Annotated in this window: 28 protein-coding genes and 4 pseudogenes; 19 read left to right on the top strand and 13 right to left on the bottom strand. The window is 70.0% G+C overall.

Features of this window, described 5'->3' with window-relative positions; translation table 11 throughout:
- Nucleotides 1–137: 137 nt before the first annotated feature.
- On the top strand, nucleotides 138–1,850 hold the full coding sequence (locus tag ACIGXM_RS34210; protein ID WP_396567909.1) for an IS1182 family transposase: 1,713 nt from the start codon (nucleotides 138–140) through the stop codon (nucleotides 1,848–1,850).
- 93 nt (nucleotides 1,851–1,943) lie between these two features.
- Here the strand turns inward: ACIGXM_RS34210 and ACIGXM_RS34205 are convergent, their stop codons facing one another.
- Together ACIGXM_RS34205 and ACIGXM_RS34200 are read right to left on the bottom strand one after the other, a co-directional pair.
- Nucleotides 1,944–2,705 carry an SDR family NAD(P)-dependent oxidoreductase gene (locus tag ACIGXM_RS34205; RefSeq protein ID WP_396567907.1) on the bottom strand — a complete coding sequence of 254 codons (762 nt, stop codon included), beginning with the start codon at nucleotides 2,703–2,705 and terminating at the stop codon, nucleotides 1,944–1,946.
- A gap of 138 nt (nucleotides 2,706–2,843) precedes the next feature.
- Nucleotides 2,844–3,416, bottom strand: a complete 573-nt coding sequence (locus ACIGXM_RS34200) for a ricin-type beta-trefoil lectin domain protein (protein WP_396567905.1) — start codon at nucleotides 3,414–3,416, stop codon at nucleotides 2,844–2,846.
- 145 nt (nucleotides 3,417–3,561) lie between these two features.
- Here ACIGXM_RS34200 and ACIGXM_RS34195 point away from each other — a divergent pair, with 145 nt between their 5' ends.
- On the top strand, nucleotides 3,562–4,674 hold the full coding sequence (locus tag ACIGXM_RS34195; RefSeq protein ID WP_396567903.1) for a helix-turn-helix domain-containing protein: 1,113 nt from the start codon (nucleotides 3,562–3,564) through the stop codon (nucleotides 4,672–4,674).
- 103 nt (nucleotides 4,675–4,777) lie between these two features.
- On the opposite strand, the gene ACIGXM_RS34190 is transcribed toward ACIGXM_RS34195, so the two are convergent.
- Together ACIGXM_RS34190 and ACIGXM_RS34185 are read right to left on the bottom strand one after the other, a co-directional pair.
- Entirely contained in the window at nucleotides 4,778–5,299 is a 522-nt protein-coding gene (locus tag ACIGXM_RS34190) for a helix-turn-helix transcriptional regulator (protein ID WP_396567901.1), read from the bottom strand.
- A gap of 126 nt (nucleotides 5,300–5,425) precedes the next feature.
- Nucleotides 5,426–6,538, bottom strand: coding sequence for an integrase core domain-containing protein (locus tag ACIGXM_RS34185; protein ID WP_396567899.1), 1,113 nt, complete (start codon nucleotides 6,536–6,538; stop codon nucleotides 5,426–5,428).
- A gap of 74 nt (nucleotides 6,539–6,612) precedes the next feature.
- Here ACIGXM_RS34185 and ACIGXM_RS34180 point away from each other — a divergent pair.
- Nucleotides 6,613–6,804 (top strand): annotated as a pseudogene (locus ACIGXM_RS34180) (hypothetical protein); the annotation flags it as partial.
- An 89-nt stretch (nucleotides 6,805–6,893) separates the two neighbouring features.
- Here the strand turns inward: ACIGXM_RS34180 and ACIGXM_RS34175 are convergent.
- Complete coding sequence (locus ACIGXM_RS34175) at nucleotides 6,894–7,286, bottom strand: winged helix-turn-helix transcriptional regulator (protein ID WP_396567897.1); 393 nt, start codon at nucleotides 7,284–7,286, stop codon at nucleotides 6,894–6,896.
- 94 nt (nucleotides 7,287–7,380) lie between these two features.
- Here ACIGXM_RS34175 and ACIGXM_RS34170 point away from each other — a divergent pair, with 94 nt between their 5' ends.
- A complete protein-coding gene (locus tag ACIGXM_RS34170) occupies nucleotides 7,381–8,310 on the top strand; it encodes an NADP-dependent oxidoreductase (RefSeq protein ID WP_396567895.1) in 930 nt (309 codons plus the stop codon).
- A 166-nt stretch (nucleotides 8,311–8,476) separates the two neighbouring features.
- Here ACIGXM_RS34170 and ACIGXM_RS34165 read toward each other — a convergent pair whose 3' ends face one another.
- The gene (locus tag ACIGXM_RS34165; protein ID WP_396567893.1) at nucleotides 8,477–9,070 is read right to left on the bottom strand and encodes a YdeI family protein; all 594 of its coding nucleotides are present in this window, start codon (nucleotides 9,068–9,070) and stop codon (nucleotides 8,477–8,479) included.
- A gap of 200 nt (nucleotides 9,071–9,270) precedes the next feature.
- Here ACIGXM_RS34165 and ACIGXM_RS34160 point away from each other — a divergent pair, with 200 nt between their 5' ends.
- The 4 genes and pseudogenes from ACIGXM_RS34160 (at nucleotide 9,271) to ACIGXM_RS34145 (ending at nucleotide 11,958) form a co-directional block, all read left to right on the top strand.
- Nucleotides 9,271–9,903, top strand: coding sequence for a helix-turn-helix domain-containing protein (locus tag ACIGXM_RS34160; RefSeq protein WP_396567957.1), 633 nt, complete (start codon nucleotides 9,271–9,273; stop codon nucleotides 9,901–9,903).
- A 40-nt stretch (nucleotides 9,904–9,943) separates the two neighbouring features.
- Nucleotides 9,944–10,048, top strand: a pseudogene (locus tag ACIGXM_RS34155) (IS5/IS1182 family transposase); the annotation flags it as partial.
- 110 nt (nucleotides 10,049–10,158) lie between these two features.
- On the top strand, nucleotides 10,159–10,686 hold the full coding sequence (locus ACIGXM_RS34150) for a SigE family RNA polymerase sigma factor (RefSeq protein ID WP_396567891.1): 528 nt from the start codon (nucleotides 10,159–10,161) through the stop codon (nucleotides 10,684–10,686).
- Nucleotides 10,687–10,740: 54 nt separating this feature from the next.
- A complete protein-coding gene (locus ACIGXM_RS34145) occupies nucleotides 10,741–11,958 on the top strand; it encodes a hypothetical protein (RefSeq protein ID WP_396567889.1) in 1,218 nt (405 codons plus the stop codon).
- A gap of 14 nt (nucleotides 11,959–11,972) precedes the next feature.
- On the opposite strand, the gene ACIGXM_RS34140 is transcribed toward ACIGXM_RS34145, so the two are convergent.
- Nucleotides 11,973–12,983, bottom strand: a complete 1,011-nt coding sequence (locus tag ACIGXM_RS34140; protein WP_396567887.1) for a Fic family protein — start codon at nucleotides 12,981–12,983, stop codon at nucleotides 11,973–11,975.
- Nucleotides 12,984–12,998: 15 nt separating this feature from the next.
- Entirely contained in the window at nucleotides 12,999–13,247 is a 249-nt protein-coding gene (locus ACIGXM_RS34135) for an STAS domain-containing protein (protein WP_396567955.1), read from the bottom strand.
- A gap of 206 nt (nucleotides 13,248–13,453) precedes the next feature.
- On the opposite strand from ACIGXM_RS34135, the gene ACIGXM_RS34130 reads away from it, so the two are divergent.
- The 3 genes from ACIGXM_RS34130 (at nucleotide 13,454) to ACIGXM_RS34120 (ending at nucleotide 18,661) form a co-directional block, all read left to right on the top strand.
- Complete coding sequence (locus tag ACIGXM_RS34130; RefSeq protein ID WP_396567885.1) at nucleotides 13,454–16,210, top strand: SpoIIE family protein phosphatase; 2,757 nt, start codon at nucleotides 13,454–13,456, stop codon at nucleotides 16,208–16,210.
- Nucleotides 16,211–16,482: 272 nt separating this feature from the next.
- A complete protein-coding gene (locus ACIGXM_RS34125) occupies nucleotides 16,483–17,523 on the top strand; it encodes an IPT/TIG domain-containing protein (RefSeq protein ID WP_396567883.1) in 1,041 nt (346 codons plus the stop codon).
- A 178-nt stretch (nucleotides 17,524–17,701) separates the two neighbouring features.
- A complete protein-coding gene (locus ACIGXM_RS34120; protein ID WP_396567881.1) occupies nucleotides 17,702–18,661 on the top strand; it encodes a class I SAM-dependent methyltransferase in 960 nt (319 codons plus the stop codon).
- Nucleotides 18,662–18,803: 142 nt separating this feature from the next.
- On the opposite strand, the gene ACIGXM_RS34115 is transcribed toward ACIGXM_RS34120, so the two are convergent.
- The gene (locus ACIGXM_RS34115) at nucleotides 18,804–19,190 is read right to left on the bottom strand and encodes a hypothetical protein (protein WP_396567879.1); all 387 of its coding nucleotides are present in this window, start codon (nucleotides 19,188–19,190) and stop codon (nucleotides 18,804–18,806) included.
- A gap of 152 nt (nucleotides 19,191–19,342) precedes the next feature.
- Between ACIGXM_RS34115 and ACIGXM_RS34110 the strand changes: the two genes are divergently transcribed.
- Nucleotides 19,343–19,525 (top strand): hypothetical protein, encoded by a 183-nt coding sequence (locus ACIGXM_RS34110; protein ID WP_396567959.1) that lies wholly within the window; start codon nucleotides 19,343–19,345, stop codon nucleotides 19,523–19,525.
- A gap of 18 nt (nucleotides 19,526–19,543) precedes the next feature.
- On the opposite strand, the pseudogene ACIGXM_RS34105 reads toward ACIGXM_RS34110, so the two are convergent.
- Nucleotides 19,544–19,690 (bottom strand): annotated as a pseudogene (locus tag ACIGXM_RS34105) (reverse transcriptase domain-containing protein); the annotation flags it as partial.
- A gap of 369 nt (nucleotides 19,691–20,059) precedes the next feature.
- Here ACIGXM_RS34105 and ACIGXM_RS34100 point away from each other — a divergent pair.
- A complete protein-coding gene (locus ACIGXM_RS34100) occupies nucleotides 20,060–20,983 on the top strand; it encodes a transposase family protein (protein WP_396567877.1) in 924 nt (307 codons plus the stop codon).
- A 54-nt stretch (nucleotides 20,984–21,037) separates the two neighbouring features.
- Here ACIGXM_RS34100 and ACIGXM_RS34095 read toward each other — a convergent pair whose 3' ends face one another.
- Nucleotides 21,038–21,991 (bottom strand): NADP-dependent oxidoreductase, encoded by a 954-nt coding sequence (locus ACIGXM_RS34095; protein ID WP_396567953.1) that lies wholly within the window; start codon nucleotides 21,989–21,991, stop codon nucleotides 21,038–21,040.
- 125 nt (nucleotides 21,992–22,116) lie between these two features.
- Between ACIGXM_RS34095 and ACIGXM_RS34090 the strand changes: the two genes are divergently transcribed.
- On the top strand, nucleotides 22,117–22,698 hold the full coding sequence (locus ACIGXM_RS34090; RefSeq protein WP_396563074.1) for a TetR/AcrR family transcriptional regulator: 582 nt from the start codon (nucleotides 22,117–22,119) through the stop codon (nucleotides 22,696–22,698).
- Between the two features lie 72 nt (nucleotides 22,699–22,770).
- Here the strand turns inward: ACIGXM_RS34090 and ACIGXM_RS34085 are convergent, their stop codons facing one another.
- Nucleotides 22,771–23,325, bottom strand: a complete 555-nt coding sequence (locus ACIGXM_RS34085; RefSeq protein WP_396567875.1) for a hypothetical protein — start codon at nucleotides 23,323–23,325, stop codon at nucleotides 22,771–22,773.
- 583 nt (nucleotides 23,326–23,908) lie between these two features.
- On the opposite strand from ACIGXM_RS34085, the gene ACIGXM_RS34080 reads away from it, so the two are divergent.
- The gene (locus tag ACIGXM_RS34080; RefSeq protein ID WP_396567873.1) at nucleotides 23,909–24,211 is read left to right on the top strand and encodes a hypothetical protein; all 303 of its coding nucleotides are present in this window, start codon (nucleotides 23,909–23,911) and stop codon (nucleotides 24,209–24,211) included.
- Nucleotides 24,212–24,337: 126 nt separating this feature from the next.
- Here ACIGXM_RS34080 and ACIGXM_RS34075 read toward each other — a convergent pair whose 3' ends face one another.
- Nucleotides 24,338–25,192: a patatin-like phospholipase family protein gene (locus ACIGXM_RS34075; protein WP_396567871.1), complete on the bottom strand. Its 855-nt coding sequence runs from the start codon at nucleotides 25,190–25,192 to the stop codon at nucleotides 24,338–24,340.
- Nucleotides 25,193–25,275: 83 nt separating this feature from the next.
- On the opposite strand from ACIGXM_RS34075, the gene ACIGXM_RS34070 reads away from it, so the two are divergent.
- The 4 genes and pseudogenes from ACIGXM_RS34070 (at nucleotide 25,276) to ACIGXM_RS34055 (ending at nucleotide 26,955) form a co-directional block, all read left to right on the top strand.
- On the top strand, nucleotides 25,276–25,836 hold the full coding sequence (locus ACIGXM_RS34070) for a TetR/AcrR family transcriptional regulator (RefSeq protein WP_396567869.1): 561 nt from the start codon (nucleotides 25,276–25,278) through the stop codon (nucleotides 25,834–25,836).
- Nucleotides 25,837–26,063, top strand: a pseudogene (locus ACIGXM_RS34065) (IS701 family transposase); the annotation flags it as partial.
- Between the two features lie 248 nt (nucleotides 26,064–26,311).
- Nucleotides 26,312–26,656, top strand: a complete 345-nt coding sequence (locus ACIGXM_RS34060) for a hypothetical protein (protein ID WP_396567867.1) — start codon at nucleotides 26,312–26,314, stop codon at nucleotides 26,654–26,656.
- Entirely contained in the window at nucleotides 26,653–26,955 is a 303-nt protein-coding gene (locus tag ACIGXM_RS34055; RefSeq protein ID WP_396567865.1) for an ArsR/SmtB family transcription factor, read from the top strand. The genes ACIGXM_RS34060 and ACIGXM_RS34055 overlap by 4 nt, the downstream gene beginning before the upstream one ends.
- Nucleotides 26,956–26,957 lie beyond the last annotated feature (2 nt).

The following is a 26,957-nucleotide window of genomic DNA, read 5'->3' as shown; positions in this document are numbered from 1 at the left end:
CGAGTTGGGATGTCTTGGGGCGATCCGGGGAGCGTTCTGGGACTTGTTCCTTGGGCCAGGGGTGGCAGGGTGGCCACGGTGCAGTGGATCATGAGCGCTGGTGATCTCTCGGGCCTCTTCTTGGATCGGAGCATGTCGTGTCGGTGCAACCACAGCCCTGGCCCCAGCCTGATCCGCAGATCGCAGCGGCCATCCGGGCGATGTACCGGGGCAAGCGGGAGACCCCGCTTGCGGTGCAGGTCCGCGACCAGCTCGGCGAGCTGTTCCCGGACGCGGCCTTCGCCGACGCGTTCGGCCGGGCGGGCAAGCCGGGCTGGTCGCCAGGCCGGCTCGCGCTGGTCACGGTCCTGCAGAAGGCCGCGAACCTGACCGACCGGCAGGCCGCCGACGAGGTCCGAGAGAACCTGGCATGGAAGTACGCGCTGGGTCTGAGCTTGGAGGATCCGGGGTTCGACCACAGTGTGCTGTCGGAGTTCCGCTCCCGCGTGGTCACCCACGGGTCGGAGGAGCGGGCGCTGGACCTGCTGCTGGAGCGTCTGCGCGAGCTGGGCCTGGTGGACGCGGGCGGCAGCCAGCGCACCGACTCCACGCATATCGTGGCAGCGGTACGGGATCTGAACCGGCTCGAGCTGACCGGCGAAAGCGTCCGCGCGGCCCTGAACGCGCTGGCCGCCGCCTGCCCCGACTGGGTCGACCAGATGCTGGCCGTGGAGGACTGGAGCCGCCGCTACGCGGACCGGATCGACACCTGGCGCCTTCCCACCTCCAGGGCCAAGCAAGAGGCACTCGCGCTCGACTACGCCAAGGACGGCTACACCTTGCTGCAAGCGGTGTACGCACACGGCTCCCCGGCATGGCTGCGTGAGCTGCCGGCGGTGCAGAGCCTGCGAATCGTGCTGGTGCAGAACTACACCCGCACCACGGCCGGCAACGGGCACATCCGCGTCAAGCGTCGCGAGCGAGCCGAGGACGGGGGCGACGGACTGCCGCCCAGCCCGATACGCCTGGCCTCCCCTTACGACACCGACGCCCGCTGGTCTGCCAAACGGGACATGTTCTGGAACGGGTACAAACTGCACGTCTCGGAGACCTGCCACCCGCAGGCCGACGGCGACCGCCCCGCCCGGCCGAACATCATCACCAACGTGACCACCACCTGCTCGACCCTCCCGGACAGCAAGGCCCTGGACACGATCCACCAGACCCTTCACCGCCGCCACCTGCTGCCCGCCCGGCACTACCTCGACTCCGGCTACCCCAGTGCCGACCTGATCGTCTCCGCCGCCAAGACCTATGGCATCGCCCTCATCACGCCGGTCCTGCTCGACACCTCCCGCCAGGCCAAGGCCCAACAAGGCTTCGCCGCCCACGACTTCACCATCGACTGGAACAACAAGCAGGCCATCTGCCCGGCCGGAAAGACCAGCGCCACCTGGAACAACGTCGTCCAGGAAGGCGTGGCCAAGACCGTCGTCTCCTTCGCCGCCCTGGACTGCATCCCCTGCCCCGCCAAGGAGCAGTGCACCAGCTCACGAAAGGGCCGCCGGCTCAGCCTCCACCCCCGCGAACTCACCGCAGCCATCCGCGCCGCCCGCACCGAGCAACAGGACGGCACCTGGCAACGCGACTACGCACTTCGCGCCGGCATCGAAGGGACTATCCGCCAGGCCACTCACACCACCGGACTACGCCGCGCCCGCTATCGCGGCCTGGCCAAGACTCACCTCGACCACACCACCAGCGCTGCCGCCCTCAATCTCATCCGCCTCCACGCCTGGTGGAACGGCCACCCCCTCGACCGCGCCAACCATAGCCACCTCGCAAGACTCCAACTCGCTCTTGCTGCATGACAGTTGGAATTAGCCACCAAGATCGGGCAAGGTCGGCGATCCGGGTTGCCGTGCGACAGGCTGAGGCTTGTCCGTCCGCGCCGCTCCCCGGTGTCAGCCGTCGATCCGGTACAGGTTGGTCTGGCCGTCCGAGGCGGTCAAGCCCCCGTCCACGGGGATGTGCACGCCGTTGAGGTACGCGGCATCGGGGCCGGCGAGGAACGCGACGACAGCAGCCACCTCGACTGGTTCGCCGGGTCGCCCCATGGGCACGCGGTCCGCGAAACGCTCGTGCAGCGTGGTGCCCTCGGCCAGGGCCTCGCGCAGGACGCGTCTGCTGAGCGTCACGCCGGGGTGGACGGCGTTGACCCGGATCTCCCGGCCGTGGTCCAGCGCCATCGAGTTGGTCAGACCCACCAACGCGGCCTTGGTCATGTTGTAGGCGGCCTGGTTCCACTCGCCGCGCAAGCCGGCCACGGAGCCGATGTTGACGATGCAGCCGCGCACCGCCCGCAGGTGGGGCAGCGCGGCGCGCGAGGCGTAGAAGGCACCGTCGACGTTGGTGCTCATCATGGCCCGGTAGCCGGCGAGGTCGATCTGGTCGACCGTGCCCGCGGTCACCGTGCCCGCGTTGTTGACCAGCACGTCCAAGCGTCCGAACCGCTCGGCCACGCCGTTGACGGCCGCGGTGACAGCGCCTGGGTCGCGCACGTCCGCGACCCAGGGGTGCATGTCCGCGCCGTCCGGCCCCTCCTGCGCGGTCCGGCGCAAGGTCGCCTCGGTGCGGCCCACGAGCACCACGGTGTACCCGTCGGTGGCGAACCGGGCCGCGGTCGCGGCTCCAATGCCCGTACCGGCGCCTGTGATGACGACCACGCGGCCCAAACCACGGTGGATCACGAGTCCCTCAACTTTCGTGAGTGTCGAGTCGGAAGAGGATTTGCGCCCAGGCCGGAAGGCAAGGAGGCCGGCAGGGCTCATGCCTGGACTTCGGTGCCATGTTCGTGGCCGGCCTCAGTTGGACGAGTACCCGACGACGTCCCAGTTCTGGTTCGAGCCGCCGTTGCAGGGCCAGGTCTCCAGGAAGGTCCCCTGGCCGCCGTAGGCAGTGTCGTCCAGACAGGTGTTGGTCGAAGGGTTGTAGAGGGTCTGGTTGACGATGCGCCACACCTGCCAGGCGCCGCCGTCACAGACGTTGATGACGACCGCGTTCGGGAAGCTCGGATCACCGATTTCGGAGCCCTGCAGGGCGGTCAGGCAGAACTGTCCGACCGGCCCGGCCTGGATCCCGGAGCGGATGCTGTTGTCGCTGATGTTGTAGGTCCACTGCTGGTTGTCCTCGTTGATGCAGCCGTACACGTCCACGGGCTGCTCGTTGGCCGGCGTGCCGCCCCAGACGTCGACGCAGTTGGCGGGACTGCTCTCCAGCCCGTAGATCTTGCCGTACACCGGGGATCCCGGCGGGATCACCTCGGCTCCCGCCGGGACCGCCGTGGCCAGGCCGAGCAGCAGTGCCAGGACCGGTATCAGCAGGGCGATCCCGCCGCACCGGGCACGGGAGTTGGATGGCGCTTCACCACGGGACATGATCGGCCTCCTCCTTCGCTGGAGACAGCGCGCGTCGCGGCCGGGGATTGCGGCCACGGCCACAGGCTAGGACGATCGCAGTGGCGCACGCTTGGACGGCAGCGCCATCCTGACGGGACATCAGTGCCACTGGCGGTGAGATGCGATGAACACGGACGACACGGACGCCACCGGGGCGTTCAGCCTCGACTTCACGGCCCCGCAGGCCACGCCGCGGGCCTTCGACACCTTCCTGCATGCGTGGCGCACGCAGGTCGGCGACGGCTTCCCGATGCCGAGCTTCGCGCCCGCCACGGTCGGGGACTTCCGGGTCAAGGCCCGGGCTGCCAGGGTCGGCGACGCGGCAATCACCGATATGAGGTGCGCCTCGGTCCTGCGGACCGAAGGCGCCCTGGGCGACGTCGAGGATCAGGTGCGGATGTACGCGGTGTACCGCGGCGCGTGGACGCTGGCCGACTCGCCCCGCCATGCCGCGCAGACCGTGGAGGCCGGGCAGGTCCTGCTCCGGCACGTCGGACGGCCCACGCACTTCCAGACCGCACCCCACACGACGGCCAAGGTTCTGGTCCTGCCTGCCGGCGCGCTCGGACCGCTGCTCGGGAACCGGATCGTCACAGGACCTGCCGACGCCGCCGAGGTACGACTGTTGGTCGCCCACGCCAACATGATCCACTCCACCCGCACCGGCCTCGGCCCCGTCGGCCTGCGGGCCGCCCACAGCACACTGATCGAACTGGCCAAGGCCGTGGCCCTGCACCGGTTCGACGAGGCCGAGCCCCGCCTGGCTCCCGCGCTCGCCCAGGCCGCCAAGGACATGGCCGACCGCCTCCTCACCGATCCGGAGCTGTCCCCGGCGCTGCTGGCGCGTCGGCTCAACGTCTCCGTGCGCACCCTGCACCGTGCCTTCGCGACCACCCGGGAGTCGGTGTCCGCCTACATCCGCCGCCGACGGCTGGAAGAGGCCCGGCTCGCCCTCACCACGATGCCCGGCCGGCCGAGCATCTCCGAACTCGCCGCCCACTGGCAGTTCACCGACAGCAGCCACTTCACTCGCGCCTTCAAACGCCACTACGGACAGACCCCCACCGACTACGCCCGCTCCGCCGGCGAGGTCCTCCCGGCCCCGGCAGCGGGCCGACCCTCCACCCAGGCCGGTCGGCTCGAACTCCCGCTCGGAGAAACCGAGATGACTCTCCCCCGGCCATCCGGTCCGCCTTCCGGCGATGGAACCGGTCACGCAGCGTCCCGCCGCAGCTGACGACGTGCGGATCGGGTGCGCCAGCGGCCGGCAGGGCGCCAATCGGAATACGTCGGAAACGTGCCATACCCGGCGTGGATAGGGTCGGACCGGGCGTCGGCGGTTAGGTGAGAGGATCGGGCTCCCTCTGTGACAGTTTCAGGTGAGACGTCCCGTTTTGGCGGCCCACCCGCTCCGTCGTGACCTCGACCGGACCGGCCGCAGTCACGACGGCGTGGGGCCGCGAGGTCACTCCGGGGGTCCGCCCTCTGGCGACCTCACGGAAGCGCAGTGGTGCGTTCCCGTCGCGCGTGCGGAAGAACTTCGCGAAATCGCTGGGGTCGTGGAAGCCCACGCGGCGGGATATCTCCGCGGAGGTGGCGTCGGTGTGGGCCAGCAGGCGCCTCGCTTCCAGGAGGATGCGGGCGTCGATGTACTGCTTGGCGGTGAAGCCTGTGGCGGCCTGGGCGGCCCGGGTCAGGGTGCGCACGCTATAGCCGAGCGCGGCGGCGTAGTCGGCGACGTGGTGGGAGCGCGCGAAGTCCCTTTCAACGGCGGCGCGAAAGCTGCGGAAGACCTCGCTGGCCGCACCGGCGGAGGTTGGGGCGGGGCAGGCGTGGGCCAGGCTCAGTACGAGGACGCTCAACAGGTGGCACAGCGTCTCGATGCGAGCTTCGAGCGAGGGGGCGACCGAGTCGCGGTAGGACTGGAGGAGATGGCGCAGCGCGAGGTTGACGTGGCGGGTGTGGCGTGAAGGGTGTCAAAACTCCGATCAGGCCGCTGAACTGGGCCTTTCCGTTGGGTCGACGGGTGGACGCGTCGGGATGGCGTGGTACTCGTTGAGTAGGCCTCCAACCACTCGGCGGCGACTGACCGCGGCAACGGTCATGGAGATGACGTTCAGGGCGTCGTCCGGGGCACGCAGATCGAGACTGCGGTGGGCCCGTCCGGCGTTGTAGTGCTTGGCGTACTCGTCGAGCACGGCGCTCAGGTGTCGTTCACCAGCGATGAGCAATCGGTCAGTGCATTCGGCGCGCACGGTGCGTATCCACCGTTCCGCGAAGGCGTTCGAGCGTGGGCTCTGCGGCGGGGTTGGGATCACTCTCGTGCCGTTGCCGGCGAGGACGGCGTCGAAGACGGTGGTGAACTTCGCGTCACGGTCGCGTACGAGGAACCGGAACTCGCCGGCTCTGTCTCCCAGGTCCATCAGCAAGTTCCGGGCGAGCTGGGCCACCCACTCCCCCGTCGGGTGTGCTGTGACGCCGAAGACATGGACCCGCCGGGTCTTGATCTCCATGGCGAAGAAGACATAGAGGCGCCGGAGGAAGACGGTGTCCACGTGCATGAAGTCGCAGGCAAGGAGCGTGTGAGCCTGCGCCTGCAGGAAGGTCCGCCAGCTCTGCTGACCGACGCGTTGGGGAGCGGGCGGCAGGCCCAGACGGCGCAGGACTCGACGGATGGTGGCAGCGGCGACCCGGTGGCCGAGCCGCCGCAGCTCATCCTGGATCCTGACGTACCCCCAGGTCGGGTTCTCCCTGGCCAAGCGCCGGATGAGCGCGACGATCTCCTCAGGCAGTGGCGGACGGCCGAGCTTGGCCGGTGGCTGCCGCCACTTCCAACGCGCCAGACGCCGGTGCCAGGCCAGCAGCGTGCCCGGAGTGACGAGTCGATGCCTACGCAGCATCGACGGCAGCTGGCGGGCCAGTGCGGAGAGCACGGCGCGGTCCACCCAGGACATCCGCGGCCTGCCCACCTGGCGGCGCAGTACGGCGACCTCGTGGCGCAGGGCCAGGATCTCGACGTTCTTCACGGCGGAGGAACGCCCCAGCAGGGCCAGCCAGCCCAGCACCCGACAGAAGATCAAGTAAAGCAGTCGAAGAACCACGGTCAGCGATCATGCCCAGAACCCGCCCACGCGCAAAGCCGCAGATCAGCAACCGTAGCAACAATAGAGACACCCTTCGGGCGGGCCACGAGATTCGCGAGGAGGACGTTGCCCGGCTCTCCCCGCTCAAGCACCGCAACCTGAACCTCCTCGGCCGCTACAGCTTCACAGCCAGCGTCCTGGCCGCCGGTGCCCTGCGCCCGCTACGCGACCCGAACGCGCTCGACCTGGACGAGGACGACGACGGGACTGGACAGGACTCATGAAGGGCGTCATGTGGCGGTACGAGCGCGCCTCGGCTGTCTGCCTCACCCACTGGGACCAAGAAGGCACTGAGTGCCCTCTCAGCCGCTCCTCAGTCTCGGCCCGGTAGGCCCTGGGCGACCGGCTCGGGATCGGCGTCGGTCGCATCGAGCACTGCGTCGCCGTTTGCTCTCGCCCACTCGGTCAGTATGTGGATCGGATCGATCAGCGTCGCCCCGAGCGGGGTGAGCTCGTACTCGACGCGGGGCGGGACCTCGGCGTATGCGTGGCGGCGGACGAGCCCGTGCGCCTCGAGCCGTCGGAGCGTCTGCGTGAGCATCTTGCGGGAGATGTCGCCGATCAGCTTGAGCAGCTCGCCATGGCGAACCGGGCCCTGGCTGAGGCCGTAGAGCACGACCACCGTCCATTTATCGGCGATCAGCTCGACCGCCAGCCGCGCCGGACAGTCGGCGAGAAAAGGATCACCGGGCGAGAAACTGCTCATGGCGCCAACGGTACCTGTCGGCCTCAAAGGTACCTGCTGGTTCCTATCGGAAACCTAGCCTGGAATCCGTCCCTCTTCCCAAGCTAGGAGAGTCATGCGAGTCATCACCCAGCAGACGCTCGGCGGTCCCGAGATGCTCACCATCGTGGACGCGCCCGAGCCCCAGCCTCTCCCGACCGAGGTGCTCGTGCGGGTCAAGGCGATCGGGCTGAACCCGTTGGAGGCGCGCCTTCGCGCCGGGGAGTTCCCGCTGATCGGCCGGCCGCCGTTCGTCCTCGGCTGGGACATCAGCGGCGTGGTCGAGGAGTCACCGCAGACGTGGCGGTTCAGGCCCGGTGACGAGGTGTTCGGGATGCCGCTGTTCCCGCGGCCGGCGAGCGCGTACGCCGAATTTGTATCGGCGCCGGCGCTGCACCTGGTACGCAAGCCGACCTCCCTCTCCCACGTTGAAGCCTCTGCGCTCCCGATCGTCGGGCTGACGGCGTGGCAGGGGCTCGTCGACCTCGCCGGCGTCAGCGAGGGTGATCGCGTCCTGGTCCACGGCGGGGGCGGTGGGGTTGGCCACGTCGCGATCCAGATCGCGAAGGCCCTTGGCGCGCATGTGATCACGACCGCCAGTGGGAGCAAGCGGGAGTTCGTCGAAGGGTTCGGTCCCGACGAAGTGATCGACTACACGGCGGTCGACTTCACCGACGCGGTCAGCGACATCGACGTCGTGCTCGACACGATCGGCGGCGACACCGTAGAGCGGTCCCTCGGAGTGCTCCGCCCCGGCGGTCACCTGGTGACGGCAACCGCCGATGATGACCTGGAGCTCATCGCCAAATACGAGGCGGCGGGCATGCGCTTCAGCGGTATCGCAGTCGACCCCGACCCGGTCGCCCTGCGCGGTCTCGTCGAGCTCGTCGAACAGGGAAAGCTCCGGGTCCACGTGCAGGGGACGTTCCCTTTCGAGCACGTCGCCGACGCGCACCGACTGCTTGACAGCGGTCACCTCCAGGGCAAGCTCGTCCTTACCCTCTGATCCCGTCGTGCCGCCTGGTGAGTGCGGCTACAGCGGCTTTGGTGACAGAGGTGATCTCGTCTTCGCCGTCGTGTGGGGAGAGCGGTGAGGGCATTTGGTGGCTGCGGCCGGGGACGCAGGCGCGCCGGGCCCGGGGCCACTACACGGCTGCGGTCCCTCTCCGGGACTACGGGTACAGCTTCTCGCCCTTCGCCAGCATCGCTACGTACTTCTCTATCCGGCGCGCCCGGGTCTCGGGCTTCTTGGCGTCTTGGACCCGGTACAGGATCGCGTAGCGGTTCTGCCGGCCCAGTGTCTCGAAGAACGTGGCCGCGGCCGGGTCGGCGTTCAGGGCCGCCGCGAGGTCGTCCGGCACCGTGGCGGTCTTCGCGCTGTCGTAGGCCGCCTCCCAGCGGCCGTCCGCCTTGGCGCGGTCGACCTCGGCCTGCCCCTGGGGATGCATCCGGCCCTGCTCGATCAGGGCGGCCACCTTGTCCCGGTTGACCTTGGACCACTTGCCGCGCGGCTTGCGCGGGGTGAACCGCTGGAGCCACCACTGGTCGTCGAACTTGGCCTTCTGGCCGTCGATCCAGCCGTAGCAGAGTGCCACGTCGAGCGCCTGGGCGTAGTCCAGCGCGACGATCCCGGGGCCCTTCTTGCGAAGCTTGAGCCAGATGCCGGACGAGACGGCGTGGTTCTCGCCGAGCCACGCCTGGAATGCCTCGGCGGATTCGAATGCGACGATCTCCAAGTCCTGAGTCACCCCAGCAGCCAACCACACCCGGCCGACTGTCGTGACGCATTCGGGCACGGCTCCGGATGCAGGATGCCCGTGGACCTGTGTGATCATCCCTGTTCTCGACCCAGAACGATCACGCAGGAGCCACAGGCGTGCTCAACGATACGACGTTGCCGCTCGACCTCGACGGGGTGTCCGTCGCGCGGGTTGAGCGGCTGGCCGACGGAAGGCGCTGAGTTCGCCTGGTCACGGCCGACGAGACAGCCAGGTCCTGCCCGGCCTGCGGGGTGTTCGCCACCCGGGTGAAGGGCACGGCGGTGACCCGCCCGCGCGATCTCCCTTACGGCGAGGGCGGATTGGAGTTCCGCTGGCACGAGCGCCGCTGGTGGTGCCGCGAGGCCGGCTGCCCTCGCCGGTCCTTCACCGAGCAGATCCCGCAGATCCCGGCCGGTGCCAGGCCGACCGCCCGGCTGCGGGGCGCGGCCGGGCGCCGCCTACGTGATGCCGGCTCCACGGTCATCCAGGCCGCGCGGGATCTGCATCTGTCCTGGCCGACCGTGATGGAAGCCTTCCGCACGCAGGCCCGCAACGTCACCGAGGCACCACTACCGCAGGTCACAGTCCTGGGCATCGACGAGACCCGGCGCGGACGGCCCCGCTGGGAACAGGATGCGGATACCGGCCAGTGGCGCCTGACCCGGGACCGGTGGCGCACCGGCTTCGTCGACGCCCTCGGTCACGGCTGGCTGCTCGGCCAGGTCGAGGGCCACACCGTCGCCGACGTCCTGGCTTGCATGAGTTTGACCGGAAACCTTCCGAACTTCCCGAGATCTACGGCCAGACAAGCTCGACTACCCACCGACTACCGAACGTGATCTTCCCGGCGGCGTGTCGCCCTGAGCGTGTCCTGCCAGGAAGGCCTGGCGAGGCATCGCCACCCGGTATGACAGGACCCCGGAGAGCTACCTCGCAGGCCTCCACCTTCGCGCCTCGATGATCTGGATCAGAGACCTCACCCGGGCCCCCGTTGAGCACGACCAAATACGCGCCCTGGACGCACTCGACGCGCCGGGGGGACGTCGTCGTGCGCGGTCTGGGACGCGCGTTCTGCCCCACCGCGTTATCCAGGTATGGACCGCACAACGACGAGTTCCGCTTCGCCGGAACCGCTGGAATTCCGGGCGTTCGCCGCCGCGATGGGGCGCCGGCTGGTGCGAACGGCCTTCCTACTGACCGGTGGTGACGCGCATCTCGCGGAGGATCTCGCCCAGGAGACCCTGGGTCGGATCTACGGCAAGTGGCCCAGGATATCCCGGCTGGAGAACCCGGCGGGCTACGCCCAGACCGTGCTGTTCCACACCTTCCTCTCCCACCGTCGGCGCCGTGCGAGCACGGAGCAGGTCACCGACCGCTTCGCGGAGAGGGCCGTCAGCGACCCCGACCCGGCCCTGCGCCTCACCCTGCTCCGCGCGCTCGGCCAACTGCCCGTCCAGGACCGCGCGGTCCTGGTCCTGCGGTTCTGGGAGGACCGCGGCGTCGAGGAGACCGCCGTGGTCCTGCGGCTCAGCGCCAGTGGGGTCCGCTCCCGCAGCAGCCGGGCCCTGGAGCGGCTGCGCGCCGTGCTCGGCGACCAGTTGGACGAGTTGCCGCGCCCCTGACCCGGCCGGACGCCCCGCGCACCATCCCCGCCACCGAGAAAGGCCCTCTCCGCCATGCCCTTTGAGGATTCCCTCACAGAACTCCTGAGCGAGGCCGCCGACCTTGCCCCCGACACACCCGGCGAGCTGTTGGCCGACGCCGGCGAGCGGCGCGGCCGCCGCCGGGTCGCCCGCCGCCGGGCCGCCGTGGCCGGCGCTGTGGCCGCGCTGGCCGTAGCCGGCCTGGCCGCCGTCCAGCTGCGCCCCGGCGGCGATCTGACGACGCCGGCGAGCCGGCACAGCACCGCCGCTCCGGGACCGCAGTCGGTGCTCGCCACCCTCCTCCCGCTGCTCCCGCCGGGCCGGACCAGCGATCAGAACGGCCTTGACCACGTGACCGGCCCGGGGCCGGCGGCGAAGCTCGTCTTCGACGACGGCCGCGGCGCCACGCTGCTGCAGTTGTCCACCGCCACGGTCGGCCTGCCGCTCGGCGGCGACGCCGCGGGCACCCAGTGTCAGGACCCGTTCATGGTGCCCACCGAGGTCTGTACCCGGACCGTCCGGGCGGACGGCTCGATCCTGGTCATCGACAAGTCGGCTCCGACGCCCGCCAACCCGGTCAAGAACTGGAGCGCGGTGTACACCGGCACCGACGGGCGGCAGGTGCAGCTCGACGAGTACAACTCCCGTACGGGGACTCCTCCGGTGACCGGGGCCGACCCCGCACTGTCCGCCGAGCAGTTGACCGCCGTGGTGACCAGCAGGTCCTGGGACCGGCTGGTCACCACGGCCCGTCCGGTCTCCGCCCCGGCATCCGGGCAGGCCTCGCCGAAGGCGCCACGGCCGGCCGACATCCTGGCCGACGCCGACCGGCTGCTGCCCGCCGGTGTGCAGCACGACAACGGCAGCACACCGCAGATCAGCGCCGGCGAGGCGCATCTGACGGTCACCGCCGCCGGGCGCACCAGCGTGCTGGTGATCACGGTCGATCCCCGCCTGGACCAGGGCGCCGGGGATCCCCGGCGGGCCTTCGAGGGCGGCGTCCAGCCCGGCCAGCAGCTGACCCGCGCGGCGAACGGCAGCAGCGTGATCACCTCAACGACCGCCGCCACCACGGGCAGTGGCGGCCCCGCCACCCGATGGACGGTCGAGGTCATGCTGCCGGACGGCACTGGGGTCACCATCGACGAGACCAACGGCAGCAACGGCTACGACATCCGGGAAGGCGCGCCCGCCCTCACCATCGACCAGCTCACGGCCATCGCCACGAACCTCAGCTGGCAGCAGCACTGACCCCCCGTACACCGCTACCCACCCACCTCCCGGCCCGGCCGCCGGCATCGACGTCGTCCGATGCCATCGGCCTGGTAGGTGGCGCGGCGCACGCGGTTGCCCATGGCGGCCGGGTAGAGGGCGTACAGCATGCGGTCGGGCCACCGGCGTTGCTCGACGGCCTCGTCGAGGGCGCTCCAGACCTCGCGGGTGGTGTTGACCTGGCGTGCGACGGTCTGGGCCTGCTGGTGGTGGGCGCGCAGGCAGAACCGCACCCAGGGCAGGGTGTCCCGCTCCGGGGTCCAGATGGGGCCGCCGACCTCGGCGAGGATGTCGTAGTAGCGGTAGGTGTTGCGGGCTCGGCCCAGCCATTCCTCGATGCTGGAGAATTCGGGCGCCGTGATCCCCTCGCGGGCCAACACCAGAGTGTGCAGGGCGCGGGACATCCGACCGTTGCCGTCCGCCCATGGGTGGATCGCCACCAGGTTCAGGTGCGCCATCGACGCCCGCACCAGCCCGGGTGCGTCGACGTCGCCGTCGTTCAGCCACGCCACCAGCTCGCCGGTCAGTGCCGGCACCTGCTCGGCGTCCGGCGCGGTGTAGGCAGCGATCGTCGGGTCCTCGGCCGAGGTGACGTACACCGGCCCCGAGCGCCACCAGCCGGGGCGCTTGAGCAGGTGGTGTCCCTGCAACATGAAGTGCAGCGAGTCGAGCAGGCCCTTGCTGTGGGCGAAGTCCTCCCCGGCCCCGGCAAGGCGCTGGATGTAGGTCATCACCTGCCGATAGCCCTCGATCTCGGCCGCGACGGTCTCGCTCGCCTCGATCGGCGCCTCGCCGACCATGATGTCCTCGACGTCCGACACGCTCGCCGCGTAGCCCTCGATCGTGTTCGACCCGGCGATCGCCCGCGCCATCAGGTTGCGCCGCAGCTGCCCCTCCCAGCGCCGGGGCATGCGCAGGCGCAGGCGCAGCCGATCCCGCATCCCCTCGATCTCCGTGAGGACCGTCTGATCGGCGTCTTCGAGCGTGGGCAGAGAGTAGAGCACGATGAAATGACACCATCATGGAATCATCCCGTCGAGCTGGCGGTTTCCGGTCGGCGCTGGTCCACCAGCGCGCGCCGGCGCCTCCAGCAGGCGGGCCACCCGTCCAGGAAGGGCCGCCAGATGCAGTTCCACCCGGGCCTCCTCGGCGATCAAGCGGGCATGCCGGAACACGTTCAGCCACGCCGAGTCACAGAACGTCAGCACCGAACAGTCCACCACCGCCGTGGTCACATCGTCGCCCCCGATCGCGTGCAGCAACGGTATACGCAGCCCCCTCGTAGCCTGTTGTCACAGGTCAGGCAGCCTCTGCAGGTTGAAGGGTGACCCGATAGCCGAGTCGGATCAGTTGGCGGACCAGTCGCCGGCCTGCCGGGCGGTCTGTCCGGCCCTGCGGTGGCTTCTCGCGTGCGTGTCTTCGGGCAGGGTGGCAGCGTGGGAGAGAAGGATCCAGATGCGCGGGGACGGCCCGGATGCACACAGGGAGCCCTGCCCCTGAGGGCAAGGCACAGGGCGGACCGGAGGAACACCGGTCTGCTTGGGGTTGGCTGCGCTCACGGCTGCGGGTGCGTAGTGTCGCCGGGCAGGTGTTCCTGTGGCTGCTGGTCGTGGTGGTGCTGCTGGTCGCCGCGGCGCTGGCGGCGCTCATCCTGCAGGCCCGCAGCTACGCCACGCGTGATGCCGAGCACCGCACGCGCGCCGCGGCCGTCACCTTGGCGCACTATCCCGGGATGGCGGCTGCTCTGGACAGCGCTAATCCGACCGCCGTGCTGCAGCCGCTGGCCTTGGACGTACAGAGGAGCGGCGGCTTCGACTACATCGTGATTTTTCGCCCCGACGGGATCCGCTACGCCCAGACCGCCCATCCCGAGCTGATCGGAAAGCACGTCTACGGCGACTACCACGACGCCCTGAAGGGCCCGTACACCGTGGCCGAGAACATACCGCTGGGACCCGACGTGGACACCACCGCGGCGATCACCAGGCCGGACGGTTCGGTCGCCGGTTTCCTCTCGGTGGGGTACTACGTCAAGGACACGGGCGGCGCGGTGAGTCGGCAGTTGCCGGTGCTGTTCGGTGGTGCGGCGGCCGCGCTCGCCGTGGGCACGGGCGGGGCGGCGCTGGTGCGGCGGCGGCTGCGCCGCCAGACTCGCGGCCTGGGGCCGGCCGAGATGACGCGGATGTACGAGCACCACGACGCGGTGCTGCACGCGGTGCGCGAGGGTGTGCTGATCGTCGGCGGGGACGGGCGGGTCGTGCTGGCGAACGACGAGGCCCGGCGGCTGCTGGAGCTGCCGCCCGAGGTGGAGGGGCGGCCGGTCACCGACCTGGGGCTCGATCCCGCTCTGGCCGAGCTGCTGGCGTCCAGGGGGGCTGTCACCGACGAGGTGCACCTGGCCGAAGACCGGCTGCTCGCCGTCAGCAGCCGCCCGACCGCGCCGTTCGGCGGCGAGCCCGGCAGCGTCGCGACCATCCGGGACACCACCGAGCTGCGGGCACTGGCCGGGCAGGCCGAGGCGGCCCGGACCCGGCTGCGGCTGCTCTACGACGCCGGGCTGCGGGTCGGCACCACCCTGGACGTGGTGCGGACCGCCCAGGAACTGGCCGACGTGGCGGTTCCGCGCTTCGCGGACTTCGCCACGGTCGAGCTGGCCGACCCGGTGCTGCACGGCGACGAGCCCCTCCCGGATACGGGCAGCGCGCAGGGTCCACGGATCCGCCGCACGGCCGCCAGCGGCATCAGCGAGGACCGGCCGTTCTACCCCGTGGGTTCGCAGATCAGCCCGCTGCCCGGCACACCGGAGGAGAGCGCCCTGGCGACCGGGCGCGCCGCGCTCACCGCCGATCTGCACCAGGCGCCCGCCTGGCGGGCGCGCGACCCGCAGACCGCCGACCGCATCCTCGCGTACGGGGTCCACTCGCTGATCTCCGCACCGCTCAAGGCGCGCGGTCTGACCCTGGGCATGGTCAACTTCTGGCGCGCGGCGGAGTCCGAGCCGTTCGGGGAGGAGGACGTCTCCTTCGCCGAGGAACTGGTCGCCCGCGCGGCGATCACCGTCGACAACGCCCGCCGCTACACCCGCGAACACCGGATGGCCGAGACGCTGCAGCGCAGCCTGCTGCCCCGGGGACTGCCCGAGCAGAGCGCCCTGGAGGCGGCCTACCGCTACCTGCCGGCGCAGCAAGGGGTCGGCGGGGACTGGTTCGACGTCATCCCACTGCCCGGCTTCCGCGTGGCACTGGTCGTCGGCGACGTGGTCGGCCACGGCCTGCACGCCGCCGCCACCATGGGCCGACTGCGCACCGCCGTGCTGAACTTCTCCGCCCTCGACCTACCACCCGACGAACTGATCGCCCGGCTCGACGAACTGATCGCCCGGCTCGACCAAGGCGAGGCCACCCAGGACGACGAGACGGCCAGTGTCACGGGCGCCACCTGCCTGTACGCGATCTACGACCCGGTCTCCGGACACTGCACCATGGCACGGGCGGGTCACCCACCGCCCGCGCTGGTGACCCCCGACGGCAGCGTGGAGTTCGTCGACCTGCCCGCCGGCCCGCCGCTCGGAGTGGGCGGCCTGCCCTTCGAAAGCGCCGAACTCAGGATGGCACCCGGCACCGCGCTGGTGCTCTACACCGACGGGCTGGTCGAGTCCCACGACCGCGACTTGGAGAACGGGCTCGCCGCCCTGCGTGCCTCCCTGGCCGGCACCCAGACCGACGGATCCGCGGAGGAGACCTGCCGGACGGTGTTCGACGCGCTGGTCCCGCCACACCCCAGCGACGACATCGCACTCCTCGTCGCCCGCACCCGCCTGTTCGAGCCGGACCAGGTGGCTACCTGGGACGTACCGCAGGAGGCTGCCGCCGTGTCCCGCGTCCGGAACGAATGCGTCGCCCAGTTGGAGGCCTGGGGGTTGGAGGAGCTGAGCTTCACTGCCGAGCTGATCCTCAGCGAACTGATCACCAACGCCATCCGCCACGGCGCCGAGCCGATCCGGGTGCGCATGCTGCGCGACCGCAGCCTGGTCTTCGAGGTATCCGACGGCAGCAGCACCGCCCCGCACCTGCGCTACGCCGCCAGCACGGACGAGGGCGGACGGGGCCTGTTCCTGGTGGCCCAGCTGGCCGAGCGGTGGGGGACCAGGTACACGGCCCGAGGCAAGGTCATCTGGTCCGAGCAACCGCTGACCGCGCCCGAGTACCGGTTCGATGCGCTGCTGCTGTAACCCCGCGACCTCGACGCCTGGGCCAGACGCGACGGACCTAGCGGCGAACTACCAGAGATCGTCCGTCTATTGCTGGTCGGGTCCGGCGCTGAGCTGGCGCAGCTGCGCATCCGCAACGCACCCACCGCGCAGGTCCGTGCCTCTGGGCCGGTCGGCATCAGGGGGGCGACTCAAAGCAGACTTGATGGTCTGTCAATTTCCTTACAGGTCGTCGAACTGGCATCTGGATGCGATATAAGGAGGCCCCGCGAAAGCTTCGAGAGGGGAACCGGATGAAGCTCAAACTTGGCCTGGCCTGTTCGGCACTCGCCATGGCCGGCGTCCTGGCGGGCACCGTGCCGGCCGTGGCCGCTGCACCGACTGCTCCCGCTGCAAGTGTCATTCCCGTCCAGGGGGCCGACGAGACCGTCACGGTCTACCCCGACGTCGTCCCGCGCTACGGCGAGGTGGACGTCCACTGGACGGCGGTGGGCACCGTCGACACCACCGGGCCCACCCAGATCACCCTCGACCTGCCGTCCTGGATGACCTTCGGCAGCCTCATGATGACCGACGAACCCACCTACACCTTCAGCTACACCATCTCGCCCGACGGCCACAAACTCACCGCCCTGTACACCGGTACCCAGAAGCCGGGGCAGACCGAGATCCTGCAGGCGCGCGTCTCCTCGGCCCTCACCATCCCGCCCGGCGTGATCACCGCGACCGTGTCCAATCCCGGCGACCGCAATCCGGCCAACAACGTGGCCACCGCGGGCATCGGCGGCGAGGCCGCCCCGCCGCCGGTGATCCCTGCCGCGCCGCGCGCCGTCAGCTCGGACACCAGCACCGGCCCCGGGGTCGGCGGGTCCGTGGTGACGATCGCGGGCACCTCGCTGGCGAACGGCATGGTGCTCTTCGGCGACACGCCGGCCACCAACGTCTCCTGCACCGACACCAGTTGCACCGCGACCGCGCCCGGCGGCCGGGGCCTCGTCCCGGTCGCGGTGGTCACGCCCGGCGGTACCGCGTACACCCCGTCGGCCTTCCTGTACACGGGCCCGCCGCCGCCCGCGCCCCCGGCCCCCGCGCTGGCCGCCTTGTATGTCACGAGCGGGCCGGCCGCCGGTGGCAACGCGATCTACCTGGCGGGTGGCAATCTGGCGGGCGGCCTGGTCCTCGTCGGCGGCAAGCCGGCCGCCGATTCCTCCTGCGGTACCAACCTGTGCAGCGCCACGGTTCCGGCGGGTACCGGTACGGTCGACGTCCGGGTGCTCACGGCAGGCGGGCTCAGCCCGGTGGCGAGCGGGGACCAGTACACCTACACCGGCTGACCGGTCGGGCCGGGCAATTCGGCGGATCGGCGCGGGGGTGCCCGCGACCGGGGGGTCCGGTGTGAAACGGGGCTCCCCGGCGCGCGATGATGCCACGGTCCTCACGTCCGTGATCACCGAGCCGAAGGTCCCCGTCATGACGTCCGAACTCGCCTGCGCCGATAGTGCACTGGATCGCGTGTCCGACTTCGCCCAGCACTACTGCCAAGCCCTGCCCGCCACCCAGGAGCTGACCGAGGAGCAGGCGCGCGCCGTCTTCGCCGACTTCCTGCTGCGCGACTTCCCCGCCACCGTGCGGCAGGCCCACGGGGCCGCGGTGAGCGAGCAGGACCTCGCCACCGCGCTGGCGCCGCTGGCCGGCGTGGCGTCCGCCTCCGCCCTGGTCCACCGGGCTCAGCGGCAACCACGTGGCTACGCTGGCGACTTCGAGATCATCGAGTACCTGCTCGCGCGGCACCCGGACGGCGAACCGGGCAGCTGGGGGCGGGCGTTCGACGACTTCCTGCTGCACTCCGACGCCGCGCAGCAGCACCACAACAAGATCGCCCACCAGGCCGCGCTGATAGCGGCATGCCTGTCCGGCGGCCAATCCCGGCCGCCCCGCAGGATCCTGCTGATCGCCTGCGGTGCGGCCGCCGATCTGCGCCGCGTCGATCCCGCGCTGCTGCAACCGGACGACCGGATCGTGCTCAACGACATCGACCCCGACGCGCTGACCCGTGCGCTGGCCGATCTCCCGGCGGAAACCGCCGCCCACGCCAGCACCGTCCCGGGCAACGCCCTGCGCAAGTCCGCCGAACTCGCCGCCGACGCGGGCCCGTTCGACCTGGTTCTGGCCGGCGGCCTGTTCGACTACCTCGACGAGCGCCCCGCCCAGGTCCTCATCCGCGCCGCCCTGAAGCGCCTGGTCCGACCCGGTGGGACCTTCTACTTCTCGAACATCGCCACCGGCAACCCGCTCGCGGTCGCCATGAAGTACGGCGCCAACTGGCCGCTGATCGAACGCGAGGAGGACGACATCACCGCCGTGGTCCACGCCGCGGCCCACGCCGAGGTGAAGACCCTCACCGTCCGCCGCGACGCCACCGGGCTGACCCTCCTGGCCGAGATCGAGCGCGTCGACCAGGACGAAGCCTGACGGGCGCGCGGGCGGACGGGCGGACGGTCCGACAGCTTGGCGTCCAGCGGCACGGGCTGTGGTGGATCGAGCAGCTCGAACAGCGTCTTCCGGGTGATCCGGATCTCCTCGGCGGCGGTGTTGAGCCCGTCCAGCAGCGCTGTCAGCTCCGCGATCTTCTCCCGGGCCGTATCGGCCTGCGCGGCCCGTGGGTGACCCGCTCGAGCGCGGCGGTCACGCGGGCGCGCACGGCGGACGCGCGGGTCGTGGCGCCGCCGGTCGCCCGGAAGACGATCTGGTCGTTCTCCCCGGACGCCGCAGGGAAGTCCTCGTGCAACAGGGACACGGTCGCCCCGGAATCGGTGGAGGACAGCGTGAAGTCGGAGTTGAAGTCGCTGCCCGTCGTCTTCGCGAGCCCGAGGACGACGACCAGGGCGATCAGCCAGCCGCCGACGACGATCCACCGGTGTTTGAAGCACCATTGGGCAATTGGGACATGGATCTGCCTCCAGGTCCGTCTCAGGCTGGTCCGCGCCGGTCGAGGCTCCAACACGGCCTACGATCGCCGGACTTCTGATCACCGGGCGTCATCCAGACCGCGTGACAAACGCCGGGCCGGACGGATCACCAGAAGTTGATGAGGCACGGTCGTCAGCCCGGTACGCAGTCTGGACCCGAGAAGACGACGGGAAGGGCAACCACATGAGCACGCGCGCCCAGGACCACGCGCCGGCGACGCTGACCGAGCTCCTGCGCGCGTCGGCGCGGCGCTGGCCCGAACGGGTCGCGGTCGGCGACTGCGCGAGCGGTGGCACACTGACCTATCGTCAGTTGGAGGCGTCGGAACGTGAACCCCAGGAACGTGAACGACGTGTGCTCGTATGAGCTCCGTCGTTGCCCGTCCCGGCAGTAGACGATTCGGGTCTTGTCGGGATGCAGCCGCAGCCCGACCTCCGCCATCCTGTCCCCGAGTGCCGCCAAGACCCCGTGGGCCTGACGCCCGGTCACACAGTGGATCACCGCGTCGTCCGCGTAGCGTTCGAACTGCACGGTCGGGAACTCCCGACCCAGCCACAAGTCGAACGCGTAGTGCAGGAACAGGTTTCCGCAACAAGCAACTCGTCCTACATCGAGCTCCTCCTCGGACACACTCACAGAACGTAGAGAACTCCATGATCGCGTAGGGCCGTGCCCGTTGCCGCCCGCCCCAGCCCTCCAGCGCCCATCGCCGGTCGGTCCTATTCCGGGGGCGTCGTATTCTCGGGCGGCGACCCGCCCATTGGGTCGGCCTGCGGTCGGGCTCGCCCTGAGTGCGGTGAATGTCTCGAGCCCGGGTGGTCTCTCCGGTTACTTACGACCTGGTGCGTGATTGCGATGGCGATGTGACCAGGGGTGTTGTGGGCGGCATGATTTGACGGTGTGACGATCAAGGTGAACCGCGCGGTCCTCAGCCATCGTGTGCTGACTGGCGTCTCGCGGCGGCATCTGGCGGATCTGGTCGTCGAAGTGGCTACTCCGTGGCAGGCCGTGGTCGAGGGCCGACGCGACGCTTCCCGTGGTGGAGCACGGCAACGGGCGGCCGGCGCGGGTGCCAGGCATCGGCTCGTGTTCGTCGACCGGGTGACCGTCACACTCATCCACCTGCGCCACGACTTGCCCCACGCCGTCCTGGCCCTGCTCTTCGGCGTCGACCGCTCCACCGTAACCCGGGCAATCAGCGAGGTCAGGGGCCTGCTCGCCGCCCGCGGCTTCGCGGTGCCCGACCGTCCCGGGGTCCGGCTACGGACCCTGGCAGACGTCTTCGCCTATGCCCAGGCCGAGGGCGTCGTGCTGCGACTGGACGCCACCGAGGTCCAGGTCCGCCGCCCGGCCTCGCACCGGGGCGGGCGGCGGGCCTTCGTCTCCGGCAAGAAGAAGCAGAACACGATGAAGGCCACCGTCATCGCCGACGCGAAGGGCCGCACCCTTTGGGCCGGCAACCTCCGCCCCGGACGCATGCACGACACCACCGCGATACGCGGAGAGGGCATCGACGACCTCTTCCGACAGTTCCCCAAAGTCCAAGTGCTTCTCGACGACGGCTACTTGGGTCTGCGGAGGGACCATCCCGGCAAGGCGGTCACACCACCGAGGAAGCCGAACAAGATCGCCGCACCGGAAGTCCACGAGGCCCGGGAGCAGGCCCGCCACGAGCACTCGTCCCAGCGCATCCCCGTGGAGCACGCCCTCGCCGACCACAAACGCTGGAAGGGCCTGGCGCGCTGGACCCACCGCCGCGACACCCTCCCCGCCACCTACCTCGCCATCGCCGGCCTCGTCTCCGACCGTACCGCCACCGCCTGACCGAGGACGGGCGATCGGGCAGTCACATCGCCGTCGCAATCACGCACCAGGTCGTTAATCGGCGCCGACGGCGGGCAGGAGCAGGAGCTTCCCGCGGGCGCGCCCGGTCAGGCTGATCTCAAGGGCCTTGCGCCAGTCCGCGAGGGGGAAGGTTCCGGCGACCGGCACGGTGAACCTGCCTTCGGCGGCCAGCTGGGCGAACTCGGGGAAGACGCCGAAGAGTTCGTCGTCGGTCCGCTTCGCGGGGTCTTCGTGAAAGGTGTCGCGCACCCCGATCTCCGGTGCCGCGGCGAGGTCGGAGCAGGTCAGCACACGCTTGGGATCGCCGCCGACGATCTCGACGAGTTCGGGCAGGGCGCCGTTGGGCGGCGCGGTGTCGAAGACGAGGTCGACCTGGCCGACGCCGAGGGCCTTGACCCGCTCGGCCAGGCCTTCGCCGTAGCCAACCACCGTGGCTCCCAGGTCGCGCAACTGCTCGGTGTAGGTCTCCCCGGCGGTCGCGATCACCCGCGCCCCGCGGACGAGAGCGATCTGCACGGCCGCGTAGCCGATGGTGGTTCCGGCACCGTTGACCAGGATCGTGCGGTCCGCGGCCAAGCCGAGTCGCGCGAGGTGCCAGGATGCGGTGCTCAGCGCCATCGGGAGCGCGGCGGCCCGGGTGAGGTCCAGGCCCTCGGGCACGGCGAACCAGTGGTCCAGCACGGCGCGGTCCGCCGCGCCGGCGCTCGGCTGGCCGGCGAAGTCAGCGGTGCCGAACACGCGGTCGCCGACGGCCACGTCCGTGACGCCCGCGCCGACGGCCTCGACGGTGCCCGAGACGTCGCAGCCGATGCCGCGCGGCAGGCTCCCGGGGAAGAGCCCGCGGCACAGCGCCCAGTCGGCCGGGGCCAGTCCGCACGCGTGCACGGCGACACGGATGCGGCCGGGTCCCGCCTCGGGCACGGGAGCGGTCTCCAGGCGCAGGACGTCGACGGGCTCGCCGTTCTCGTGGAAGCGCACCGTGCGCATGATGCCCGGCGCGGAAGCGGGTTCGGCCATGAGGTCTCCTCCAGGGTTAATCGGAACGTGTTCCGTTTATCTCGGGCCTAGACTACCCCCAGGACCGACTCAAATGGAACGTGATCCGCTTAGACATGGCCACCGAACCATCCCCGGCAGCCCACCAGCAGCTGCGCGCCGACGCCGCGCGCAACCGCGAGACCGTGCTCGCTGCGGCCACCCGCGCCTTCGCCACCTCCGACACCGAGCCATCGATGCGCGCTATCGCTCGACAGGCGGGCGTCGGCGTCGCCACCCTCTTCCGCCACTTCCCGACCCGGGAAGCGCTCGTCGACGCCGTCTATCAAGACCAGGTCGTCCGACTGACGGCCGGGGCACGCGAGTTGCTCGCCAGCCACCCGCCCGCGCAGGCGCTGCGCCTGTGGATGGACCTGTTCGCGGAATGGCAGGCCACCAAGCACGGCATGACCGACACCCTGCTCGCCATGATCGATTCCGGCGAAATCTCCCTCGCCCACACTCGACAGGAGCTCCTGTCGGCCATCACCACGATCCTCGACGCCGGCGCCACCGCTGGGGACATCCGCGCCGATGCTCGCGCCGACGACGTCTCCGCAAGCATCCTCGGTATGCTCGCCGTCGCCGCCAAGTCCGGAGAACCCGCCCAGGCCCGACGCCTGCTCGACCTGCTCATGGACGGCCTCAGACCGCGCTGAGGTGGCGCCAGGCGCCCCACCACCCACCGCCTCAAGTGAGCCATTTGCCGATCGGTCTTAGTCGCTTGAAGCTCAGGGAGTGTGCGTCGGCGTGCCGATGGATGCGGCGAAGGCCGCGAGGGCAGTGAAGTCGTCGTTCCGCAGACCGATCCGTGGATTGACGTGGTGAAGCAAGGCAAGTGCGCGGTGGTTGGCAGCCACGTGTGCATGATCCGCCTCGCCCTGTTCGTCGTCCACCCAAGCGAACGGTCGGCCGTTGGCGTACTCCACCAATGGCTCCGACTTCCAATGAACGCCATCGGGGCGCTCGTTGAACAGGGCGTCACCGAAGTCGACGAAAGGCAGCTCCGGCAGACCGAGCGCAGGTCCGATCCACTTGTTCGCGTCGCTCATCCAGGTTGTGGCCCAGCAGATCTCGTAGCCGAGAGCCAGCAGTGCCCGCCCGTGATCGGGGTTGAGCCACACCCGCAGTGGCCTCGTGCGGGTCCGCAGCCTCCCGGGCTCCCCAGCCACCCCGTTCTCCCGTGGGACGCGGAGGGTGGTGTGGCCCTCCGGGCGCTTCTCAGGCTTCGCCGCATACGGGTTCAGGGGTCCGTCGACGTCGAGGAACAGCAACGGCAGACTCATGACACCCCCAGATTTGCGCTTCCGATCTGCTGAGTCGCCGAAGCATATCCGTCTTCACGTGTCCCCGGAACGCCCGGTGATCTGGGTCGAGCTGGGCATCTCGAGATCGACCGCCGTGGCCGTGCGGGCTGCGGTGGTGTCCAACTTGGCGAGCTTGTCCTCGGCGCCAGCGGGGTTGCCTTTGGGTCCTTCGGGCTCGCCGAGCCAGCCCGCGCGCTCGGCCTCGACGAGAGGGGGAACGAGGTTGTCGCGGATTCGATCAGTCGCGCCCGCCGGGCCGAATCGGATCGGGAGAGTGAGTACCTGACGTCCTGTCGATCAAACCAACTGGGATGCCTCCGGAACTTTCCGATATCAACGGACAGTTACTGCAGGAGGGTTCGGGACTCGGCCAGGAGCGTGGGTCAGTAACCGGCCACCCGCCTTTGGTTCGTAATCATTCAAGGCCTCGACAGCGGGCGGCGGCCCGACGGGCTGACTCGTCATCAGCGGCCGACTTCCTCTGCTTCGTTACCCGACATCCCGAAGCGCGGGGGACGGCTGCTCTTGCTGTCCCGAGAAGAACCGCACGTCAGCCGGTCGGGTGACCAGCGACGTTCAACATCAAGCTGAGGCCCGACACAGCCCACCTCCTAAGAAATACCTCAGCATCAATGCCGGGCAGTCCTTCACCTCCGCGCAGGGCGGCATCATGGAGTTCTACGGCATGAAGGGCTGCAACCAGCTCCCAGCCAGCGGCAACATTGACTTCGCAGGAATCTCCATCTGTGGCTCCAACCATCAGCAGGTGACGCCATCCTGGACCGTCAACCACAACGGGAACAACAAGGGGTACTGCGGCGTACACGTGGACACCAGCGCCACGCAGACGTACATGCCCTGGTAACCGGCTCTGCCCCAGCTGCATCCGTGACCGGCCGGCCTGCTGACGGTCGGTGAGTGGTCGCGGATCAGCCATCGGCAGGGCCAGGGCCGAGGGCGGGGCAGCACCACTCCGGAGATCGGGCGGCGATCAGTCCGTGTCGGATCCGGTCTTCCACGCGAGGCGGAGCCGCACCGCAGCATCGGCGGCCTGGCGAAGGCCCGCCTGGTAGGCCGGCTCCCAGGCCCTCCGGTCGTTCAGGTCCGAGCCGAAGGCGCGTACTGATGCTGGATCGGGCTCGATGGTCACCACTGTGTGCGCCCCGACGCCCATCAGCTCCTGGAGGAGCAACTCACGGGGAAACAGGTGCGCCTGCGGGTCGATGACGACGAGCGTGCGGGCTCCGACCGCGAGTCCGGCATTGGTCGCCGACCGCAGGGAGCCGTCCATGTATCGACGGCCGTTGATGGTGATCGGTGGGTAGATGCCGGGGAAGGCCGTGCTTGCCGCCACGGCGGAGGGCAGCGGTGCGCCACTCGCACGGTCGAAGATCTCCTGCTCGCCGGTCTCGGCGTCCAGCGCAGTGATGAGAAGCTTCCGGTCCGGCCATTGGTCCGCGCCGACCATGGCGCGCATCCGGTCGAGATGCGCCTGCTCGGGACCGGTCTCGGCGACGAGTGCGATCCGGCCCACCCGGCGCCACGCCTCGGCCGGGTTCGAGGCGGCATCGCCGAGCACGGTGAACGCCTCGCCCAGCCGGCGCCCGTCCACCTGGGGCGGGGTGCCGTCGGAGTCGGCGGGGCGCACAGGGGTGGCGAGCCGGCCGGGGTCCTGGCCGGTGGCCAGGACTGCGCCGATGATCGCGCCAGTCGACGTGCCGACGATCAGATCGGCCTCGCTGAGATCCACCCCGCCGCGGCGCAGTCCGCAGGCCAGTCCGGCCATCCAGGCCGCGCCAACGGGGCCTCCAGCGCCCAGTGCGAGTGCCCGATCGAGTGTGTACATGACTGTCCCCTTCCCATTATTGAAACAGTCGTACCATATACTGACGTTGGCTCAGATCCGTGGGACCGAGAGGATGATCCACCGTGGGGCGACCCCCAGATCCCGCGCGGCGGGAGCGCACGCTGGCGCGGGCGACCGACTACGTACTGGTTCATGGCCTGGCCGGGTTGAGCTTGCGGCCGCTGGCCGCGGCTCTCGACACCAGCCCGCGGATGCTGCTCTATGACTTCGGCAGCAAGCAGGAGTTGGTGTCCGCGGTCCTCGCCGAGGCCCGGCGCCGCGGTGCGACACGATTGGCCGAGAACCTCCCGCCGGAGGCAGCCTCTCCGGAGGAACGCCTGCGCGGCATCTGGGCCTGGATCAGCGCACCCGAGCGCGCCGCGTTCGTCCGACTGTTCTTCGAGGTGCACGCAGACGGCCTGGCCCACCCCGAGAACTACCCGAACCAGGCCGAGGCGATCACGGACTGGTTCAACACCCTCGGCGCCACGTTCCGCGACATCGCCACCGGCCCCGACGACACCGTTGCTCCCACGCTGGTCATGGCCGTCATCCGGGGCCTCCTGTTCGACCTCACGACCACCGGCGACCGCCGCCGCACCGACCGCGCCCTGGACCGCTTCTGCGAACTCCTCCGGCATTGAATGAAGACAAGCGATCACACGGCGTCGGCGGGTCACACCACAGACCCTGCCCGCCGGCAGGAGGCATTCGAGGCCCTGACGGACCGGATCGCGGACCGGATCGCGGACCGGTTCACGGGGTCGAACCCCACTGGTGGATACGGCAGTTCGTGCTCGACCTCCTATCGGATCCGCCTCGCGGGAACTGCTGGACCATCGCCGAGTGGGCCGGGGACGCCACCCCGGATGGCAGGCGCACCTACTGATCCGCCGCAACCGCCTTCACCATCAACGCCACCATCGACCTGCACCCCACCCCACCGGCTCTCAGACCCCCCAGCGACATCCCCACGGTCCAGCAGGCACCCGAACGGGCCATACCACCGCAGCAGCGAGACCGAGGAGCACTGGTGCGCCGCGGCGGCCCGCCGCGGTGCCCGCGGTCGAGGGGCGGAACCGCTTGTGACTCTCAGCAGAGTCGCTTAATCTAAGCCATATGACTGATGAAAACGACAGGCGCGAGACGGTCATCGGCACGTACTTCGTGCGCCCGGGTGCCGAGGCGGAGTTCGAACAGGTGCTGGCCAGGAACTGGCCCACGCTCAACGCGTTGGGATTCGTCACGGACGACCGCCCCCTGGTCCTCCGCAGCGTCTCCGAGCCTCCGGTGTACGTGGAGGTCATGACCTGGGAGCCGGGCGGGGTGGACCCCGCGCACGTGCACCCCGACGTCATCCCGCTCTGGGAGGCCATCAAGCGCCTCGTCGAACCGCGGGCCGTCCCGACCGACCCCGTCGGCATCACCTTCCCGGCCTACCGCCCGGTCACGCTCGACCAGTGAGCGACAAGCCGATGCGCGGCCTCGTCGAACTGGAGGAGCTCGACAGGGTCTTCAGCGCACTCGCCCATCGCACCCGCCGGGCGATCCTGCTGGTGCTCCACACGAACGGCGGCGCGATGACCTCGGGCGCCATCGCCAATCTGTTCACCAACACGTGGCAGACCACCAGCCGGCACCTCCGCCTCCTCGAGGAAGCCGGACTGATCGAGGTCAAGCTGCAGGGACGCGAACGCGTCTACCGGCTGCGGGCCGACCGGCTGGACGGCCTCGTCAGCGGATGGCTCCACCGCTTCACCTGAGA

The organism is Kitasatospora sp. NPDC052896, assembly GCF_044547075.1.
GTDB lineage: Bacteria > Actinomycetota > Actinomycetes > Streptomycetales > Streptomycetaceae > Kitasatospora.
This window is presented reverse-complemented; position numbering and strand designations above follow the sequence as displayed.

Bases quoted from the DNA above. Each gene is read 5' to 3' on its own strand.
- ACIGXM_RS34200 (WP_396567905.1), bottom strand. From the start codon at position 3,416: ATGTCCCGTGGTGAAGCGCCATCCAACTCCCGTGCCCGGTGCGGCGGG.
- ACIGXM_RS34195 (WP_396567903.1), top strand. From the start codon at position 3,562: ATGAACACGGACGACACGGACGCCACCGGGGCGTTCAGCCTCGACTTC.
- ACIGXM_RS34175 (WP_396567897.1), bottom strand. From the start codon at position 7,286: ATGAGCAGTTTCTCGCCCGGTGATCCTTTTCTCGCCGACTGTCCGGCG.
- ACIGXM_RS34170 (WP_396567895.1), top strand. From the start codon at position 7,381: ATGCGAGTCATCACCCAGCAGACGCTCGGCGGTCCCGAGATGCTCACC.
- ACIGXM_RS34150 (WP_396567891.1), top strand. From the start codon at position 10,159: ATGGACCGCACAACGACGAGTTCCGCTTCGCCGGAACCGCTGGAATTC.
- ACIGXM_RS34145 (WP_396567889.1), top strand. From the start codon at position 10,741: ATGCCCTTTGAGGATTCCCTCACAGAACTCCTGAGCGAGGCCGCCGAC.
- ACIGXM_RS34130 (WP_396567885.1), top strand. From the start codon at position 13,454: ATGCACACAGGGAGCCCTGCCCCTGAGGGCAAGGCACAGGGCGGACCG.
- ACIGXM_RS34125 (WP_396567883.1), top strand. From the start codon at position 16,483: ATGAAGCTCAAACTTGGCCTGGCCTGTTCGGCACTCGCCATGGCCGGC.
- ACIGXM_RS34110 (WP_396567959.1), top strand. From the start codon at position 19,343: ATGAGCACGCGCGCCCAGGACCACGCGCCGGCGACGCTGACCGAGCTC.
- ACIGXM_RS34095 (WP_396567953.1), bottom strand. From the start codon at position 21,991: ATGCGCACGGTGCGCTTCCACGAGAACGGCGAGCCCGTCGACGTCCTG.
- ACIGXM_RS34090 (WP_396563074.1), top strand. From the start codon at position 22,117: ATGGCCACCGAACCATCCCCGGCAGCCCACCAGCAGCTGCGCGCCGAC.
- ACIGXM_RS34085 (WP_396567875.1), bottom strand. From the start codon at position 23,325: ATGAGTCTGCCGTTGCTGTTCCTCGACGTCGACGGACCCCTGAACCCG.
- ACIGXM_RS34075 (WP_396567871.1), bottom strand. From the start codon at position 25,192: ATGTACACACTCGATCGGGCACTCGCACTGGGCGCTGGAGGCCCCGTT.
- ACIGXM_RS34060 (WP_396567867.1), top strand. From the start codon at position 26,312: ATGACTGATGAAAACGACAGGCGCGAGACGGTCATCGGCACGTACTTC.